We start from the raw sequence: 15,261 nt of genomic DNA, 5'->3' as shown, positions 1-15,261 counted from the left end.
GCCCGGGTCGTGATGGACCATGGGGCGCGTGACAGACCTGCTCTACGTCGACGGCGGCAACCCCCTCCGGGGCGAGATCACCGTGCGCGGCGCCAAGAACTTCGTGTCCAAGGCCATGGTGGCGGCGCTGCTCGGCGAGACGCCCAGCCTGCTGCGCAACGTGCCGGAGATCCGCGACGTCGCCGTCGTCACCGGCCTGCTCGAGCTGCACGGCGTCCGCGTGGACGCCGACCCGGGGGCCGGCACGCTGCACCTCGACCCCAGCGCCGTCGAGTCCGCGCACGTGGCCGACATCGACACGCACGCGGGCGCCTCACGCATCCCGATCCTGTTCTGCGGGCCGCTGCTGCACCGCCTCGGAGAGGCGTTCATCCCGGACCTGGGCGGCTGCCGGATCGGCGACCGGCCGATCAACTACCACCTGGACATCCTGCGGCAGTTCGGCGCCGAGGTGGACAAGACCCCGACGGGCATCTACCTCCGTGCGCCGCGCGGCCTGCAGGGCACGAAGATCGCGCTCCCGTACCCGAGCGTCGGCGCCACGGAGCAGCTGCTGCTCACGGCGGTGCGGGCCGAGGGCATCACCGAGCTGTCCGGCGCCGCGATCGAGCCCGAGATCATGGATCTCGTCAACGTGCTGCAGAAGATGGGCGCGATCATCTCGGTCGACACCGACCGCGTCATCCGCATCGAGGGCGTCGACCGCCTCGACGGCTACCAGCACACGGCCCTCGCGGACCGCGTGGAGGCGGCGTCGTGGGGGTCCGCGGCGCTCGCGACGGGCGGTGACGTGTTCGTCCGCGGCGCCACGCAGCCCGAGATGACGACGTTCCTCAACACGTTCCGCAAGGTCGGTGGCGAGTTCGTGGTGCAGGACGAGGGCATCCGGTTCTTCCACCCGGGCGGCGACCTGCACTCCATCCAGCTCGAGACCGACGTGCACCCCGGCTTCATGACGGACTGGCAGCAGCCGCTCGTCGTGGCGCTGACGCAGGCGCGCGGGCTCTCGATCGTGCACGAGACGGTGTACGAGAACCGCTTCGGCTTCGTGGACGCGCTGATCGGCATGGGCGCGACCATCCAGGTCTACAAGGAGTGCCTCGGCGGCCGGCCGTGCCGGTTCGGCCAGCGGAACTTCTACCACTCGGCCGTCATCAGCGGTCCGACGCCCCTGTCCGCCGCCGACATCGAGGTGCCCGACCTGCGTGGCGGGTTCAGCCACCTGATCGCGGCGCTCGCGGCCAAGGGCACGTCCGCGGTCCGCGGCATCAGCCTGATCGACCGCGGCTACGAGCACTTCACCGAGAAGCTCGAGGCGCTCGGCGCCGAGTTCAGCCGCGAGGCGGTGCGCGACTGAGCGGCGCGCCGGCGCGCGCGGCGGGTGCCACGACGGGCCGCGCCCGGCTCGCGACCGAGCCGCGACCGAGCACCGTCGCGGACGCGTCGCGTGCTGGGGCGTCGCCCGCGCCGGTAGCATCGGGCCCCATGCGTTCGCCCACCAGCGCCAACCGCGCCTACCGCAACGTGGCGCGGATCCTGCGACCGCCGCTGATGGCGATGACGAAGCGGGACTGGCGCGGTCAGGTGAACCTCCCGGCCGAGGGCGGCTTCATCGCCGCGGCGAACCACATGACGAACATCGACCCGCTCACGTTCGCGCACTTCCTGTGGGACAGCGGCCGCGTGCCGCACGTGCTGGCGAAGTCGTCGCTGTTCAAGGTCCCCGTGGTCGGCCGCGTGCTCTACGCGACGCGCCAGATCCCGGTGCACCGCGGTACCGCGTCGGCGGGCGAGTCGCTGACCGCGGCGGTCGCGGCGCTCGAGGCGGGTGCGTGCGTGGCGGTGTTCCCCGAGGGCACGCTGACGCAGGAGCCGGACCTGTGGCCGATGGTCGGCAAGACGGGTGTCGCGCGGCTCGCGCTCACCACTCGCAAGCCGGTCATCCCGGTGACGCAGTGGGGTCCGCAGGACCTCATGGCGCGGCGCGGCAAGATGCTGTGGGCGTTCCCGCCGAAGAAGGTCACCATCGTGGCCGGGCCGCCCGTCGACCTGTCCGACCTGTACGACCGCCCGCAGGACGCGATGACGCTCCGCGAGGCGACGGAGCGCGTGATGCAGGCCATCACGCGTCAGCTCGAGGAGATCCGCGGCGAGGAAGCCCCCGCCGTGCGGTACGACCCCCGCAAGGCTGCCCGTGGCGGCGCGGGGAAGGAGGCGGCGTGACGGCGGACCAGGCCGTGCTCGAGCAGCAGCCCAGCCGTCGGCTGCGTGCCGCGGTGCTCGGCGCCGGCACGTGGGGCACCACCTTCGCGGCCGTCATGGCGGACGCGGGCTGTGCCGTCACCGTGTGGGGCCGGGAGGAGAAGGTGTGTCGGCAGATCGCCGACGAGCACCGCAACGAGGCGTACCTGCCCGGGCTGACGCTGCCCGACGGCGTCACGGCCGACCTCGACGCGCGCCGTGCGGTGCGCGACGCCGACCTCGTCGTCGTCGCGGTGCCGTCGCAGAGCGCGCGGTCGGTGCTCGAGCCGCTGCGCGACGCGATCGCGCCGGGCGCGGTCGGCGTCTCGCTGATGAAGGGCGTCGAGCTCGCGACCGACCGGCGGATGAGCGAGGTGATCGCGGAGTCGCTCGACCTCGCGGTGGACCGCATCGCCGTCGTGTCGGGGCCGAACCTCGCGCGCGAGATCGCGAACCGCCAGCCGACGGCCACGGTGGTCGCGTCCACGTCCGACGAGACGTCCCGGCTCGTCGCGCAGGCGTGCGCGTCGTCCTACTTCCGGCCGTACACCAACCGCGACGTCATCGGCGTCGAGCTGTGCGGCGCCGTGAAGAACGTCATCGCGCTCGCGGTCGGCATCTCCCAGGGCCGCGGACTCGGCTACAACACGATGGCGACGGTCATCACGCGCGGGCTCGTCGAGATCACGCGGCTCGGCCTCGCGCTCGGCGCCGACGCCGAGACGTTCCCCGGTCTCGCGGGCATGGGCGACCTGATGGCGACGTGCGCGTCGCCCGACTCGCGCAACCACACGCTCGGCGGCCACGTGGGCCGCGGCATGAGCCTCGAGGAGGCGATCGTCGCGACGGGCGGGACGGCCGAGGGCGTGAAGTCCTGCCGTCCGGTCCTCGAGCTCGCGACCACGCTCGGCGTCGAGATGCCGATCACCGAGGCGGTCGTCCGGGTGCTCTACGAGGGGCTGCCGGTCGAGGACCTCGCGCCGCTGCTGCTCGCCCGGCCGTACAAGTCCGAAGGGCTCTGAGCCCGCGGGCGACGCCCGAGGGCTGTCACCGGCCGCGGGCGCCCCGCAGCGCCTGGTCGAGGTCCCGCCACAGGTCCTCGACGTCCTCGATCCCGACCGAGAGGCGCAGCAGGTCCTCGGGCACGGTGGGCGACTCGGTCGCGTAGCGCCGGCGTCGCTCGAGGCTCGACTCGACGCCGCCGAGGCTCGTGGCGGGCAGCCAGAGCGCGAGCGCGGCGACCACGGCGTCGGCTCCCGCGGCTCCGCCCACCGGCCTCAGGCCGACGATCGAGCCGTAGCCGGTCATGAGCCGCGTCGCGCGCTCGTGGCCGGGATCCGACGGCAGGCCCGGGTGGCGCACCTCGACCACGTCGGGGTGGGACTCGAGCCGGCGCGCCAGCTCGAGCGCGTTCGCCTGCTGGCGCTCGACTCGGAGTGCCAGGGTCCGGACGCCGCGCAGCGCGAGCCACGCCTCGAACGGCCCGGCGATCGACCCGTGCAGCGTGCGGTACGCCACCAGGCGGGCACGCAGCGCGGCGTCGTCGGTCACGGCCGCGCCGAGCACGACGTCGGTGTGGCCCGCGAGGTGCTTCGTCACGGAGTGCACGACGAGGTCGGCGCCGTGGGCGAGCGGGCGCTGGCCGAGCGGCGTGGCGAACGTGTTGTCGACCGCGACCGGGACCCCGGCGGCGTGCGCGGCGGCGACGAGCGCCGGCAGGTCGGCGACCTCGAGCATCGGGTTGGTCGGCGACTCGACCCACAGCAGGTCGGCGCCCGGCAGCGCTGCGACCACCGCGTCGGTGTCGGCGATCTCGACGGCCGTGACGCGCACGCCGTAGCGCTCCGCGAGGTCGGCGGCGTAGCCGAGCGTGACCTGGTACGCGTGGCGCGGCACGACGAGGAGCCCGCCGGCCGGCACGAGCGACATCGCCGCGGCGATCGCGGCCATGCCCGAGCCGAACAGCACCGCCGGGTGGGCCGCCCCCTCCAGCGCTCCGAGCACCTGCTCGAACGGCTCCCAGGTCTCGGTCCCGGCGCGCGCGTAGAACTTCTCGCCGGCACCGACCTCACCCTGCGAGACGTAGGTCGAGGACAGCACGATCGGCGCGTTGACGGGCGCGCCCTGCTGCCGCTCGGGACGACCGGCAGCGACGGCGAGGGTGGCGGGGGAGAGGTCGTCCGGGGTCACGTCGGCAGGCTACCCGCGCCCGGTGCGAGACCCGGTCGGCGGCGGGCTCGCCGCCCGGGACGCTGCGGTGCGCACGGTAGGGTCGGGGACCGATGAACGCCCTCCCCGCCCTCGAGACGTCCACCACGTCGGCCCCCCGCAAGCCCCGCGTCATGGTGCTCTTCGGTGGCCGCTCCGGCGAGCACGCCATCAGCTGCGTGACGGCGGGCGGCGTGCTCGGCGTCATCGACCGGGACCGCTACGACGTGCTCGCGGTCGGGATCACGCCGACCGGTCGCTGGGTGCTCACGTCGGACGACCCCGAGCGCTGGGCGATCACGGACGGCACGCTGCCGAGCATCGAGGACACCGACGCGCACGTGCTGCTGCCGCAGGACGTCGGCGACCGTGAGGTGCAGGTGCGCGAGGACGGCGGGGTGCCGCGCGCGCTCGGCGAGGTCGACGTGGTCTTCCCGCTGCTGCACGGCCCGTTCGGCGAGGACGGGACGCTGCAGGGCATGCTCGAGCTCGCCGACGTGCGCTACGTCGGCTCGGGTGTGCTCGCCTCGGCGCTCGGCATGGACAAGCACGCGATGAAGGTGGTGCTCACGGGCAACGGGTTGCCGGTCGCGCCGTACGCCGTGGTGATGCCGGGCGAGCTCGACCGCGACCCGCAGGGTGTCCTGGCGCGCGTCGCCCCGCTCGGGCTCCCGCTGTTCGTCAAGCCCGCGCGCGCCGGGTCGAGCCTCGGCATCTCGCGCGTCGACGACCTCGCCGACCTGCCCGCCGCGCTCGCGGAGGCCGCGCAGCACGACCCCAAGGTGCTCGTCGAGTCCGCCGTGGTGGGCCGCGAGGTCGAGTGCGGGGTGCTCGGCGCGCCTGCCGGGGGCCGGCCCCGCGCGTCGCTGCCCGGCGAGATCGTCGTGAGCGACCCCGAGCACGCGTTCTACGACTTCGAGGCGAAGTACCTCGGCGAGGGCGGGGTGGTCCTCACGTGCCCCGCGGACCTCGGGCCCGAGCTCACGGAGCGCGTCCGCGACGTCGCGGTCCGGACGTTCGAGGCCATCGGGTGCGAGGGCCTGGCGCGCGTCGACGTCTTCGTGACGCCCGACGGCGACGTCGTCGTCAACGAGATCAACACGATGCCGGGCTTCACGCCGTTCTCGATGTACCCGCGACTCTGGCAGGCGACGGGTCTCGAGTACCCCGAGCTGGTCGACGAGCTCATCTCGCTCGCGCTCGCACGGCCCACCGGCCTGCGCTGACGCCCGCGGCGTCCGGCGGGCCCACGGGCACGCGCGGACCCCGGTCAGACGCAGGCGCGCTCCTTCCTGGTGTGCGAGACGGCCTGGCCGAGGGCGTCGAGGAACGCCGTCGAGTGGGCGGTCGCGACCGCGGCCGGCACGTGCACCTCGACGGCGGGGACGCGCCCGTAGGTCGTGAACGTCCAGTCGCTCGACGGGTCGTCCTCGCCTTGGCTGGCGACCGCGACCCAGTCGATGCTCGGTCCGCCCGGGGTCTCGACCGTGACGCACTTGTCCGTGGTCGGGCCGAGCGGCGTCACGCCGCACCGCAGCACGATCGGGTCCGACGGGCTGCCCCAGGCCGTCGTCGCCTGCGCGTCGGTCCGCCGCCGCTCCAGGCCGGAGCCGAGCGACGACGGCGTGTCGAGCACCACGCGTGCGCACACGGGGTCCGTCGCGCTGGGTGCCACGTCGACCGGGACGGCTGACGCGCAGCCGGCGAGCGCCCCGAGCAGCAGCGCTGACGACGCCGTCGGGACGACGACGCGAGTGAGGTGGCGAGGCACCCCGCCACGGTAGCCCGCGCGCGCGTGCGCCCTGTCCCGCCCGTCCGTGACGCCTGCCACGCCGGCCCGGACTCCCGCGGGCCGGACCCTCGTCTAGCGTTGCGCCGTGCCCGACCCGCTGCCGCCGACCCCGGTCCCCGACGCGCCCCTCGTGCGGGACCTGTCCGAGGAGGCGCTGCTCGCTCGCATCGTGCCGCTGCTGCCGCGGGGTCGCGCGACGCTCCTGCCGCCCGGCGACGACGCGGCGGTCGTGACCGCGCCCGACGGCCGCTTCGTCGTGACGACCGACATCCTGGTCGAGGACAGGCACTTCCGGCGGCGCTGGTCGCACGGCGAGGACGTCGGTGCGCGCGCGGCGGTCCAGAACCTGGCGGACGTCGCGGCGATGGGGGCGGAGCCCACCGCGATCGTCGTCGCACTGGCGGTCCCCGGTGACCTGCCGGTCGACTGGGTCGAGGGCCTCGCGCGCGGGCTCGCCGGCGTGTGCGCGCCGCTCGGCGTCGGCGTCGTCGGCGGGGACCTGTCGGGCGCGCCTCTGGTCGTGGTCTCGGTGACGGCGCACGGCGACCTGGGGGGTCGGGCGCCGGTGCTGCGCTCGGGTGCGCGCGTCGGCGACGTCCTGGCGCACGCGGGCGTCCTGGGTCTGTCTGCCGCGGGGCTCGCGCTCCTCGAGGCGGGGCGGCCGCAGGACGACCCGACGGCGGTCGCGCACCACCTGCGGCCGGTGGCGCCCCTCGCGTCGGGCCCCGCGGCGGCTCGCGCCGGCGCGACGGCGATGATGGACGTGTCCGACGGGCTGCTGCGCGACGGCGCCCGGCTCGCGGCGGCGAGCGGCGTGGTGCTCGACCTCGACGGCGCCGCTCTCGGCCCGGAGCTCGAACGGGTGGCTGCCGCGGCGGAGGTGCTCGGGTCGCGCGCGCTGGACTGGGTGCTGGGGGGCGGCGAGGACCACGGCCTGCTCGCCACGTTCCCGGAGGGGGTGCCGCTGCCCGAGTCGTTCCGTGCGATCGGGCGCGTGCGTGCGGGGGAGGGCGGCGCGGTGCTGGTCGACGGGCGGACGCCCGGCGGCCCGCGCGGCTGGGACCACTTCGGCGGCTGACCGGCCGACCGGCTGACCCGCCGACCAGCTGACCCGCCGACCAGGTCAGCCGCGGCGGTAGCGGACCTCGAGCAGCTCGGCGCCACCGACCTCGTCGATGCGCTCGACGCCATCGGGCTGGAAGCCGTGGCGGCGGTAGAAGTGCCGTGCGCGCTCGTTGTCGGCCAGCACCCACAGCGACACCCGCGTGTGCGCGCCCAGCTCGCCGAGCATCGTGCGCATCAGGTCGCGTGCGACGCCGTGGCCCCACGTGCCGGGGTCGAGGTAGATCGAGTAGATCTCGCGGTCGCCGCGCTGCGCGTCCTCGTCGCGGCTCGGGCCGAAGGACAGGAAGCCGATCACCTGGTCGCCGCTCTCGGCGACCCACGTCGTCACCTGGTCCTGGGGGCCTGTCCGGAGGTGGTCGGCCCACTCGCGGGCGCGCTGCTCGGGGTCGAGACCGGCGAGGTAGACCTCGGGCACGATGCCCTCGTAGGCCTCCTGCCACGACCGGACGTGGACCGCGGCGATGGCCGCCGCGTCGTCCGGGCCCGCGGCGCGGATGGTCACCTCGTCGATCTGCTCGGCCATGCCGTCACCCTGCCACATGGTCCGGGAACGGCGAAGGCCCGCGAGGTCGGAACCTCGCGGGCCTTGGCTGTGAATCGTGTCGTGTCAGATCGCGCGCTGGACCTTGCCGGCCTTGAGGCACGAGGTGCACACGTTGAGGCGCTTGGGGGTACCCGCGACAACGGCGCGCACGCGCTGGATGTTCGGGTTCCAGCGGCGCTTCGTCTTCCGGTTGGAGTGCGAGACGCTGTGCCCGAAGCTCGGGCCCTTGGCGCAGACGTCGCAGGTGGCAGCCACGGTCTTCTCCTGTGTTTCGGGCGGTGTCACGCCGCGTGAGCGGCGAAGTGAGGGGGTGGGGTGCCCGGTCGTCGGGCGCCTCCAGGTACCCGACGCTCGCCGGGCAACCGGACAAGACTAGCCCACGGCCCGACGGTCGCCCAAATGTCGGCGGCGTGCGGCAGGGTGTGACCTCGGCGACGTCGGTACGTCGGACGCCGCGGCCCACCCGCGGTCGCCCGGCAGCGGGACGGCGCGCGGCGTGATCGGCGAACGGATCGACGACGGTCGGCGGACAGGACGGAGGCGGCGTGGACGTGCTCGATGCCGCGGCCGTGCGCGCGTGGGCCGTGGCCGCCCGCCGGGCGCTCGAGCTCGCGCGCGACCGGATCGACGCCGTCAACGTCTTCCCCGTCGCGGACCGCGACACCGGCACGAACGTGCTGCTCACGGTGACGGGAGGGGCCGACGCTCTCGCCGCCGCGCCGGACGCCGCCGGCGCCGACGAGGCGGCGCGGGTCCTCGCGCGCGGCGCGATGCTCGCGGCCCGTGGGAACTCGGGCGTGATCGTCAGCCAGTACCTCGCCGGGTTCGCCCGGGCGCTCGTGCCGGCCGCCGGACCGGCCGACGTCGCGCGCGCCCTGGTCGCGGCCGCCCGGGCCGCGCGCGAGTCGACCGGCGACCCGCAGGAGGGCACGGTGCTCACGCTGGCCGACGCGGTCGGGCAGGGTGCACGCGTCGCGGTCGACGCCGGGGCCGGTCTCGACGCGATGCTGCGCCAGGCCTCTGCCGACGCGCACGGCTCGCTCGCGGCGATCAGCGCGGCGCACCCGCTGCTGCAGGCCGCGCACGTCGTCGACGCCGGCGCGTGCGCGCTCCTCGTCGTGCTCGACTCCCTGACCGCGGCCGTCGAGGGCGCCGAGGGCGATCTCGACCTCGACTGGCTCCCCGCGGCCGGCCCGCGGCCGGCCGCGGCCCCCGACGAGGGCGGCGCGTACGAGGTGATGCTCCTCGTCTCGGCGTCCGGCGGCGAGGACCTGGCGGACGCGTTGCTCGCGGCGATGCGCCGCGTGGGGGACTCCGTGGCGGTGGTGGGGACGGAGGCGATCTGGCACGTGCACGTCCACACGGACGACCCCGAGGCCGCGATCGAGGCCGCGGCACTCGGTCGCCGCGAGCAGGTGGTCGTGCGGCTCGTCGACGCGCCGCACCTTCCGGGCACCTGGCCGGTCGACCCGCCGGAGCGCGGGTCGCGGTGGGGCGTCGTGGCGTGCACGCCGTCGGCGCCGCTGGCGCGGTGGTACGCCGGCGCCGGGGCCGTCGCGCTCGTCGCCTGCCCCGAGGTGCCCGTGCGCGCCGGCCACGTGCTGCGCGCGGTCACCGACACCGGCGCCGCGAGCGTGGCTGTGCTGCCTGGCGAGGTGGTGTCCGCCGATCAGCTCGGCACGCTGCTCGACGACGAGCACGCCGGCCCGGTCGTCGAGGTGCTCGGCGCGGCCGACGAGCTGGCCGTCGCGGTGGCCGCGCTCGCGCTCGCGGGCTCGGAGGCCTCGGCGGTGCGCACCCGCGCCGCCGTCGAGGCGCTCAGCCGGCTGCGCGTCGCGGAGGGCGCGGACGCGTCGGCGCCCGCTGTCGTCGCGCTGATCGACGTGGTGCGGGACGTCGCGCCGGACGCCGAGGCGGCGACGGTGCTGCACCGCGACCCGCTGGGTGCGGGCGTCTCGGCCGAGGTCGCGGCGGCAGCCGAGCTGCGCGGGCTCGAGGTCGCGTTCGTCGGCCCGACCGGTCGCGGCCCGGCGGTCGTCGTGGGGCTGGACTGATGGCACGCGGGCTCCGCTACGCCGACGGTGTCGACAGCGGCGGCGACCGGCTCGGCGAGCCGCTCTCGGCGGTGCTCGGCCCGGCCCTCGCCAAGCGGTTCCTCGCGCTCGACGTCCACACGGTCGGCGAGCTGCTGCGCCACTACCCGCGTCGGTACGCGACGCGCGGCGAGCTGACCGAGCTGTCGAGCCTCGTGGTCGGCGAGACGGTGTCGGTCGTCGCGCGCGTGGTGCGGACGGACGTGAAGCATGCGCGGAACACCGGCGCGCCGCGCATGGAGGTGGTCGTCACGGACGGCCAGCGGTCCCTGCGGCTCACGTTCTTCGCCCGGCACCAGGGCGCCCTCCGCGGGTTCGAGCGGTCGCTGCAGCCGGGCGTCGTCGGGCTGTTCTCGGGGCAGGTCACGATGTTCAACGGCGCCCTGCAGCTGACCCACCCGGACTTCGAGCTGTTCGACGACCTCGACTCCGAGGCGCGGGCTCTCGCGCACGCGGACTGGCCGGTGCCCGTCTACCCGGCGAGCGCCAAGCTCGACTCGCGGACGATCCGGCGGGCCGTGCGGCAGGTGCTCGACCCGCTCCGCGAGACGGACGTCCCGGACCCCGTGCCGGACGAGGTCCGCGCGGTGCACGGCCTCGGCACCCTGCTCCACGCGATCCAGCAGGTGCACGTGCCGCACTCCGACGACGACTGGCACGCGGCGCGCGCCCGCCTGCGCTTCGAGGAGGCGTTCGTGCTCCAGGCGGAGCTCGCGCGCCGGCGCGCCCGTGCGGAGCGCGAGGCCGCCACCGCGCGCCCGCGGGTCTCAGGTGCGGTGCTCGACGCGTTCGACGCCCGGCTGCCGTTCGCACTGACGGACGGCCAGCGGGTGGTCGGCGACGAGATCGCCGCCGACCTCGCCCGTCCCGTGCCGATGCAGCGGCTGCTGCAGGGCGAGGTCGGCTCGGGCAAGACGGTCGTGGCGCTGCGCGCGATGCTCCAGGTCGTCGACGCGGGCGGGCAGGCGGCGCTGCTCGCGCCGACCGAGGTGCTCGCCGCGCAGCACATGTGGACGCTGCGCGCGCTGCTCGGCGAGCTGTCTGACGTCGGCCTGCTCGGCGGCGCCGACATCGGCACCCGCGTGGTGCTGCTGACAGGGTCGCAGGGCGCGGCGGTGCGCAGGGAGAGCCTGCTCGACGCCGCGAGCGGCCGCGCGGGCATCGTGGTCGGCACGCACGCGCTGCTGTCGGCGAACGTGCAGTTCGCGGACCTCGGCCTGGTGGTGGTCGACGAGCAGCACCGGTTCGGGGTCGAGCAGCGCGACGTGCTGCGCAGCAAGGCGGCCACCGCCCCGCACATGCTCGTCATGACCGCGACGCCGATCCCGCGGACCGTGGCGATGACGGTGTTCGGCGACCTCGAGACGTCGACGCTGCGCGAGATCCCCGCGGGCCGCAGCGGCGTCACGACGCACGTCGTGCCGGGGGACCGGCCGGCGTGGCTCGCGCGGACGTGGGCGCGCGTCCGCGAGGAGGTGGACCGCGGCGGCCGCGCCTACGTCGTCTGCCCCCGCATCGAGGGCGACGACCCCGCGGCCGAGGGCGGGACCGGACGGCGGCGCGCGCGCGACGAGGACGGCGCGGACCTGGTGCTCGACGACCCGGCGACCGTCGGCGAGGGGGACGCGGCGCCGCGGCGGCCGTTGCGAGCCGTGCTCGAGGTCGCGGACGAGCTCGCGAGCGACCCGGTGCTGCGCGGCGTGCGCGTGGGCATGCTGCACGCGCGCATGTCGCCCGACGAGAAGGACCGCGCGCTGACGGCGTTCGCCTCCGGGGAGGCCCCGGTGCTGGTGGCGACCACGGTGGTCGAGGTGGGAGTCGACGTACCCGCCGCGACCGCGATGGTCGTGCTCGACGCCGACCACTTCGGGCTGTCCCAGCTGCACCAGCTCCGGGGTCGCGTCGGCCGGGGCGCCGCGCCCGGCGTCTGCCTGCTGGTCTCCGGCGCGGCCGAGGGCAGCCCGGCGCAGGCGCGGCTCGAGGCGCTCGCGGCGACGACCGACGGCTTCGAGGTCGCGGCCGCCGACCTCGACCTGCGGCGCGAGGGCGACGTGCTCGGCGCCGCACAGTCCGGCGTCGCGAGCTCGCTGCGGCTGCTGCGCGTCGCGAAGGACGCCGCCGTGATCGAGCGCGCCCGCGCGGACGCGCGAGCCCTCGTCGCGGCCGACCCCGAGCTCGAGCAGCACCCGCGGCTCGCCGCCGCGATCGGGTCGATGCTCGCCGGCGACCGCGAGGAGTTCCTCGACCGGACCTGACGCGCACCGGCCGGTCCGGTCCGCGCGCACACGCGCCGCGGCTACCCTGGCGGGCGTGTCGAAGCCCGTCGTGCGCGCCCAGGACCTGCTTGTCGGCTACGACGGAGCACCGGTGTGCGCGCCGGTCACGTTCACGCTCAACGCCGGCAAGGCGGTCGCGCTCGTCGGCGCCAACGGCTCGGGCAAGTCGACCGTCCTGCGCGCCGTGATCGGGCTGCTCGAGCCCGAGGGCGGCACGCTGCAGGTGCTCGGCGCGGCCGTCGACGAGCGTTCGGTCGCGTTCCGGACGCAGGTCTCGAGCGTGCTGGACGACGACGCGTACTTCCCGGCGCTCACCGTCTCCGAGCACCTCTACCTCACGGCGCGCGGTCACGGAGTACGGGGCGCCGACACGGTGGTCGAGTCGCTGCTCACCGACTTCGGCCTCACCGACCACGCTCGCTCGCTGCCGCCGGCGCTGTCGTCCGGCCAGCGCCGGCGCCTCCTGCTCGCCGCGGGCTTCGCGCGGCCGCGCTCGCTCCTCGTGCTCGACGAGCCGGAGCAGCGCCTCGACCACGCGATGCGCGACCGGCTCGCGGACCGGCTCGTCGCCGAGAAGCGCGCGGGCGGCGCCGTCCTGCTGGCGACCCACGACCCCGAGCTGCTGCTCGCCGTGACCGACCGCGCGGTCCACGTGCACGAGGACGCGACGCGGGTGCTGTCGCCGGCCGAGGCCGCGGCCGTGATCGGCCGGGAGCAGCCGTGACCGACGAGGTCGACCGCCCCGCGGCGCCCGCCGTGCAGCCGTACGAGCTCGGCCCGGTCCCGGCGCCGCGCTCGATCCGGCGCTTCACCGCCCAGGCGGGCAACGCGCGCGGTGGCGCGAGCCTCGGGTCGCTCCTCTCCGACGTCTACTACGCGGTCATCACGATCGCGATCAGCATCGCGCTCGCCCTCGGCTTCGCGCAGGCGATGCGCGTCGCGCTCCCGCCGGCGCCCACGGTCGAGCCGCCACGCGGGCTGAGCCTCGCGACCCTCGCGGTGCTGATGCTCGTGGGGCTCGCGGGCGTGCTGCTGTCGCTCGCCGGCCGGCTCGGCCCGGTCGGTGCGGGCGGTGCCGAGGCGGCGTGGTGGCTGAGCCTGCCGGTCGACCGGCGCGGTCTCCTCCGACCCGCCGCACGGCGGCTCCCGATCGTGGCGGCGCTCGTCGGTGCGGTGCTGGTCGCGTTGCTCGACGCGGGGCTGCTGGCCGACGTCGGCGGGCGGTGGCCGCGTGTCGCCGCGACCTCCGCGCTCGTCGCCGCCGCCATCGTCCTGGTCGCGGCGCTCGTCCAGTCGGGCGGTGTGGCGCGACGCCGCACGGCGCTCGTCGGCGACCTGCTGCTCGCTGCGGCACCGGTCGCCGCGGTGGCGCTCGCCGTCGCGGGCTCGTCGCTCGACGAGATCCCCGCGCCGCCGTGGTGGCTCGTCGGCGTCCTCGCCATCGTGGTCGCCGCGCTCGCGTTCGTGGTCGACGCACGGCTCGGCCGGATCCCGGAGCGCACGCTGCGCGAGAGCGGGTCGGTCGCCACGCAGGCGGTCGGTGCCGTGGTGTCGATGGACTCCCGCGAGCTCGGGCGCGCGCTGTCGGACGGCTCCGCGCCCTCGAACCGGCGGTACGTGTCTCGGCTGCGCACCGTGCGCGGGCCGCGGTCGGCGCTCGTCTCCGCGGACCTGGTGGTGCTGCGGCGCTCGACGCGGCACCTCGTGCAGCTCGTCGTCGCGGCACTCGTGCCGGTGCTCGTGGCGAGCGTGCCGCAGCTCGCGTCCGAGGGCGGCGTGCTCCTGGCGGTGCTCCTTGCCGGCTACGTCGCGATGAGCGCCACGGGTGACGGCGCGCGGCGCGCCGAGATGGCGCCCGTGCTCGACCGGTTGCTGCCGCTCGAGGCCAAGCAGGTGCGACGCCTGCGCATGCTCGTGCCGGCCGCGGCGATGCTGGTGTGGTCGGTCGTCGTGTTCGTCGCGATCGGCCGCTGGGCGGGCGACGTCGCCGGTTGGGTCGTGCTCGGGCTCGCGACGACGCCGGTGTGGGCTGCGGCGGCCGTCCGCGCGTCCTACCGGCCGGCACCCAACTGGGGCGGCCCGCTCGTGTCGACGCCGTTCGGTGCGCTCCCGGGCGGCGTCGCGAGCGTGCTCTCGCGCGGGCCTGACGTCGTGGTGATCGGGCTCGTGCCGCTCTGGATCGCGATCCTGCTCCGCACCGTGACGCCCACGCTCATCGTCATCCAGCTCGTCCTGGCGGCGGCCGCCGTCGCGCTCAGCTCGTCGATCCAGACCAAGGGCTTCATGGAGCGGATGATGGCGCAGGCCGACGAAGGTCGCCGGTGACGCGGATCGTCGCGGGCCGGGCCGGCGGTCGGACGCTGCAGGTGCCGCGCCGCGGCACGCGGCCGACGAGCGAGCGCGTCCGCGAGGCGCTGTTCTCCCGCCTCGAGCACCTCGGCGTCGTGGACGGCGCTCGCGTGCTCGACCTGTACGCCGGCTCGGGTGCCCTCGGGCTCGAGGCGGCGTCCCGCGGCGCGGTCTCGGTGGTGCTCGTGGAGGCGGCGCGCGAGGCCGCCGACGTGTGCCGCTGCAACGTCGGGGCCCTGGGTCTGACGGGCGTGAGCGTCGCCGCCGAGCGCGCCGAGCGGTTCGTCGAGCACCCGGGCGGACCGTTCGACCTCGTGCTGATCGACCCGCCCTATGACGTCGCCGAGCCTGCGCTCGCGGATGTCCTCGCCGGCCTCGCCGGGGCCGTGGCCGCCGACGGCGTCGTCGTGGTGGAGCGCTCGTCGCGCAGCCCCGAGCCGACGTGGCCCGACGCGCTCGCGCGGTTCGACCGGCGCGCGTACGGCGAGACGGTCGTGTGGTTCGCCGAGCCGGCGGTCTGACGGCGCGCGCCGCTGCTCGCCCGGCGACCGGCGGCCCGTGCCCGGAGCCCGCACAGACCCGCGGGCGCGGCGCTCCCCGTGCCGTCACGGCGGGCTGGCCTAACCTGGCCAC

The 15,261-nt window shown here is 75.8% G+C and carries 14 protein-coding genes; 10 read left to right on the top strand and 4 right to left on the bottom strand.

Features of this window, described 5'->3' with window-relative positions:
* Positions 1–28 precede the first annotated feature (28 nt).
* The 3 genes from murA (at position 29) to QRT04_RS03405 (ending at position 3,263) form a co-directional block, all read left to right on the top strand.
* Positions 29–1,357 (top strand): UDP-N-acetylglucosamine 1-carboxyvinyltransferase, encoded by a 1,329-nt coding sequence (gene murA, locus QRT04_RS03415; protein ID WP_289453504.1) that lies wholly within the window; start codon positions 29–31, stop codon positions 1,355–1,357.
* A gap of 128 nt (positions 1,358–1,485) precedes the next feature.
* Complete coding sequence (locus tag QRT04_RS03410) at positions 1,486–2,223, top strand: lysophospholipid acyltransferase family protein (RefSeq protein WP_289453502.1); 738 nt, start codon at positions 1,486–1,488, stop codon at positions 2,221–2,223.
* Positions 2,220–3,263, top strand: coding sequence for an NAD(P)H-dependent glycerol-3-phosphate dehydrogenase (locus tag QRT04_RS03405; protein ID WP_289453500.1), 1,044 nt, complete (start codon positions 2,220–2,222; stop codon positions 3,261–3,263). Before QRT04_RS03410 ends, QRT04_RS03405 begins: the two co-directional genes overlap by 4 nt.
* Before the next feature lie 25 nt (positions 3,264–3,288).
* Here QRT04_RS03405 and QRT04_RS03400 read toward each other — a convergent pair whose 3' ends face one another.
* On the bottom strand, positions 3,289–4,431 hold the full coding sequence (locus QRT04_RS03400) for a trans-sulfuration enzyme family protein (protein ID WP_289453498.1): 1,143 nt from the start codon (positions 4,429–4,431) through the stop codon (positions 3,289–3,291).
* Positions 4,432–4,523: 92 nt separating this feature from the next.
* On the opposite strand from QRT04_RS03400, the gene QRT04_RS03395 reads away from it, so the two are divergent.
* Positions 4,524–5,675: a D-alanine--D-alanine ligase family protein gene (locus tag QRT04_RS03395; protein ID WP_289453497.1), complete on the top strand. Its 1,152-nt coding sequence runs from the start codon at positions 4,524–4,526 to the stop codon at positions 5,673–5,675.
* Positions 5,676–5,719: 44 nt separating this feature from the next.
* Here the strand turns inward: QRT04_RS03395 and QRT04_RS03390 are convergent, their stop codons facing one another.
* On the bottom strand, positions 5,720–6,220 hold the full coding sequence (locus QRT04_RS03390; protein WP_289453495.1) for a DUF3515 family protein: 501 nt from the start codon (positions 6,218–6,220) through the stop codon (positions 5,720–5,722).
* 106 nt (positions 6,221–6,326) lie between these two features.
* Here QRT04_RS03390 and QRT04_RS03385 point away from each other — a divergent pair, with 106 nt between their 5' ends.
* Positions 6,327–7,319, top strand: a complete 993-nt coding sequence (locus QRT04_RS03385; protein ID WP_289453493.1) for a thiamine-phosphate kinase — start codon at positions 6,327–6,329, stop codon at positions 7,317–7,319.
* 45 nt (positions 7,320–7,364) lie between these two features.
* On the opposite strand, the gene QRT04_RS03380 is transcribed toward QRT04_RS03385, so the two are convergent.
* On the bottom strand, positions 7,365–7,889 hold the full coding sequence (locus QRT04_RS03380) for a GNAT family N-acetyltransferase (protein WP_289453491.1): 525 nt from the start codon (positions 7,887–7,889) through the stop codon (positions 7,365–7,367).
* A gap of 84 nt (positions 7,890–7,973) precedes the next feature.
* On the bottom strand, positions 7,974–8,165 hold the full coding sequence (gene rpmB / locus QRT04_RS03375) for a 50S ribosomal protein L28 (RefSeq protein ID WP_289453489.1): 192 nt from the start codon (positions 8,163–8,165) through the stop codon (positions 7,974–7,976).
* Positions 8,166–8,455: 290 nt separating this feature from the next.
* Between rpmB and QRT04_RS03370 the strand changes: the two genes are divergently transcribed.
* The 5 genes from QRT04_RS03370 to rsmD are packed head-to-tail and all read left to right on the top strand — an operon-like array spanning position 8,456 to position 15,149.
* Entirely contained in the window at positions 8,456–9,964 is a 1,509-nt protein-coding gene (locus tag QRT04_RS03370) for a DAK2 domain-containing protein (protein WP_289453488.1), read from the top strand.
* Positions 9,964–12,258, top strand: a complete 2,295-nt coding sequence (locus tag QRT04_RS03365) for an ATP-dependent DNA helicase RecG (RefSeq protein ID WP_289453487.1) — start codon at positions 9,964–9,966, stop codon at positions 12,256–12,258. Before QRT04_RS03370 ends, QRT04_RS03365 begins: the two co-directional genes overlap by 1 nt.
* A 55-nt stretch (positions 12,259–12,313) precedes the next feature.
* Positions 12,314–13,003, top strand: coding sequence for an ABC transporter ATP-binding protein (locus QRT04_RS03360; RefSeq protein WP_289453486.1), 690 nt, complete (start codon positions 12,314–12,316; stop codon positions 13,001–13,003).
* A complete protein-coding gene (locus tag QRT04_RS03355; RefSeq protein ID WP_289453485.1) occupies positions 13,000–14,604 on the top strand; it encodes a DUF6297 family protein in 1,605 nt (534 codons plus the stop codon). Before QRT04_RS03360 ends, QRT04_RS03355 begins: the two co-directional genes overlap by 4 nt.
* Entirely contained in the window at positions 14,601–15,149 is a 549-nt protein-coding gene (gene rsmD, locus QRT04_RS03350; RefSeq protein ID WP_289453482.1) for a 16S rRNA (guanine(966)-N(2))-methyltransferase RsmD, read from the top strand. Before QRT04_RS03355 ends, rsmD begins: the two co-directional genes overlap by 4 nt.
* The last annotated feature ends 112 nt before the right edge of the window (positions 15,150–15,261 follow it).

This window comes from Cellulomonas alba, from assembly GCF_030362835.1.
Lineage (GTDB): Bacteria > Actinomycetota > Actinomycetes > Actinomycetales > Cellulomonadaceae > Cellulomonas > Cellulomonas alba.
Note: the sequence above shows the minus strand (reverse complement) of the source record. Positions and strands in the feature narration are given on the sequence as shown.

Bases quoted from the DNA above. Each gene is read 5' to 3' on its own strand.
- QRT04_RS03410 (WP_289453502.1), top strand. From the start codon at position 1,486: ATGCGTTCGCCCACCAGCGCCAACCGCGCCTACCGCAACGTGGCGCGG.
- QRT04_RS03395 (WP_289453497.1), top strand. From the start codon at position 4,524: ATGAACGCCCTCCCCGCCCTCGAGACGTCCACCACGTCGGCCCCCCGC.
- QRT04_RS03380 (WP_289453491.1), bottom strand. From the start codon at position 7,889: ATGGCCGAGCAGATCGACGAGGTGACCATCCGCGCCGCGGGCCCGGAC.
- QRT04_RS03365 (WP_289453487.1), top strand. From the start codon at position 9,964: ATGGCACGCGGGCTCCGCTACGCCGACGGTGTCGACAGCGGCGGCGAC.